The sequence below is a fragment of the Deltaproteobacteria bacterium genome (assembly GCA_009930495.1).
Lineage (GTDB): Bacteria > Desulfobacterota > Desulfovibrionia > Desulfovibrionales > Desulfomicrobiaceae > Desulfomicrobium.
On record RZYB01000331.1, the window covers coordinates 1 to 1,846 of the forward strand.

The following is a 1,846-nucleotide window of genomic DNA, read 5'->3' on the forward strand; positions in this document are numbered from 1 at the left end:
TTTTCCTTGGCACGTCGGAACGTCTCAAGCATGAGCGACTCCTCGGGACAGGCCGCGACCAACATGGATTTTGGCTTCCCGGACGGCCTCGTTCAAGGGCAGGTGGTCCTCCAGCAGGTGCAGGGCCATGCCCAGGTTCAGGGCGACCATGTCTTGCAGGGGCCCCGTTCCGTGGCCGGCCAGCACCTCGCGCTGTCGGCGCAGGGCGTCGTTTTTATCGGCGCAGGACAGCTCCACGGCCGCGCACGGGGTGATCCCCAGTTCCGCCGGATCGACAACCGCGAGGCGAACCGCGCCGTGCTCCACGAACAGGGCCTGCCCAGGTCCGCAGGGCGTGAGTTCGTCGAATCCTCCCGCGCCGTGTACTACGGCCGCCTTGTCCAAACCGGGCCGACCGGCCAGCACCTGGGCAATCATGGGCGCGAAGCGGAAATCCGGCACGCCCAGAAGTTGATGCGTGGGCAGGGCGGGATTCAATAGAGGCCCCATGAGGTTGAAGATGGTGCGCAGCCCGAGCTGTTGGCGCACCGGCCCCACGTGGCGGAAGGCCGGATGGAAGTGTGGGGCGAAGAGGAAGACGAAGTTGCGTCGGGCCAGTTCCTCGCGTGCGGCCTCGGGGTCCGTGACCAGGGGGTAGCCCAGATCCTCGACCACGTCGGCGCTGCCGCAGGTGCTCGATACGGCGCGGTTGCCGTGCTTGACGACCTGATAGCCCAGGTCGGCCAGGAAGAAGGACACGGCCGTGGAGCAGTTGAAGCTGTGACGACCGTCACCCCCCGTGCCGCAGGTGTCGATGCGTTTGCCTGTCAGACCGGAAATGAGTTTGGCCTGGCCCAGGGCCGCGTCCACGGCGGCCGAGAGTTCGGCGGCGGTTTCGCCCTTGGCCCGCAGGCCCATGAGAAAGGCTCCGGCCTGAATGGGGGAGACTTCGCCGGTCAAAAGCAGGTCGAAGGCCTCCCTTGCCTGTTGCGTGGACAGATCCGCCCCCGTGGTCAGGTGTTCCAGGATATGGCTGATGGTGTTCATGCGATACTCCCGTGCTTACGCGCACAGTTTGAGAAAGTTATGGAGAAGTTTGGGCCCTTCCGGAGACAACACCGATTCCGGATGGAATTGCACTCCGAACCAGGGTCGGTCGGTGAAACGCAGGGCCATGACTTCGTGGTCCGCGGTCCGCGCGGTGACGGTGAAGGGCAGGTCGGTCCGGCCCTCTTCGTGCACGGCCAGGGAATGATAGCGGCCGATGCGCAAGGGGTTGGGCAGATCGCGGAAAATGCCAGTCCCGTCGTGGACAATGTCCGAGGTCTTGCCGTGCATGATGCGTCGGGCCGCGCCCACGTTCGCGCCGCCGTGATGCGCCAGGGTCTGGTGGCCGAGGCACACGCCCAGGACCGGGATCGCGCGCGGAATCAGGTCCAAAAAGCGCAGACACAGTCCGGTGTTGCGCGGATGACTCGGACCGGGGGACAGAATCACGCCGTGCAGCGTCGGGTCCGTGGCCAGGTTCAGGAGTTCGGGGTCGTTGTTACGCAGCACCAAGGGGCTTGCGCCCAAAGATTGGAAGACCTGAACCAGGTTGAAAGTAAACGAGTCAAGATTGTCGATCAGCAAAATCATCGCCGCCTCCGGTGTTGGTGATGGCCTTCAGGATGGCCCTGGCCTTGTTGTGGCATTCCTGCCATTCTTTTTCAGGGTCTGAATCAAAGACGAGTCCGGCGCCGGCCTGCCAATGGATGCGGCCGTTTTCCACCCACAGGGAGCGGATGGTGATGCCCGTGTCCAGATTGACCGTGCCCTGATCCAGGCCGATCCAGCCGATACCGCCGGCATAGGGCCCCCGGTCGAG

General features: G+C 64.5%; 3 protein-coding genes. All 3 read right to left on the reverse strand.

Annotated elements, in window-relative coordinates:
- Positions 1 to 24: 24 nt before the first annotated feature.
- Entirely contained in the window at positions 25 to 1,026 is a 1,002-nt protein-coding gene (gene trpD, locus EOL86_14390; protein NCD26760.1) for an anthranilate phosphoribosyltransferase, read from the reverse strand.
- Positions 1,027 to 1,041: 15 nt separating this feature from the next.
- The gene (locus tag EOL86_14395; GenBank protein NCD26761.1) at positions 1,042 to 1,617 is read right to left on the reverse strand and encodes an aminodeoxychorismate/anthranilate synthase component II; all 576 of its coding nucleotides are present in this window, start codon (positions 1,615 to 1,617) and stop codon (positions 1,042 to 1,044) included.
- Positions 1,592 to 1,846 (reverse strand): anthranilate synthase component I family protein (locus EOL86_14400; protein NCD26762.1); only part of this gene is annotated, 255 nt, incomplete at its 5' end. The genes EOL86_14395 and EOL86_14400, both read right to left, overlap by 26 nt.

Bases quoted from the DNA above. Each gene is read 5' to 3' on its own strand.
- trpD (NCD26760.1), bottom strand. From the start codon at position 1,026: ATGAACACCATCAGCCATATCCTGGAACACCTGACCACGGGGGCGGAT.
- EOL86_14395 (NCD26761.1), bottom strand. From the start codon at position 1,617: ATGATTTTGCTGATCGACAATCTTGACTCGTTTACTTTCAACCTGGTT.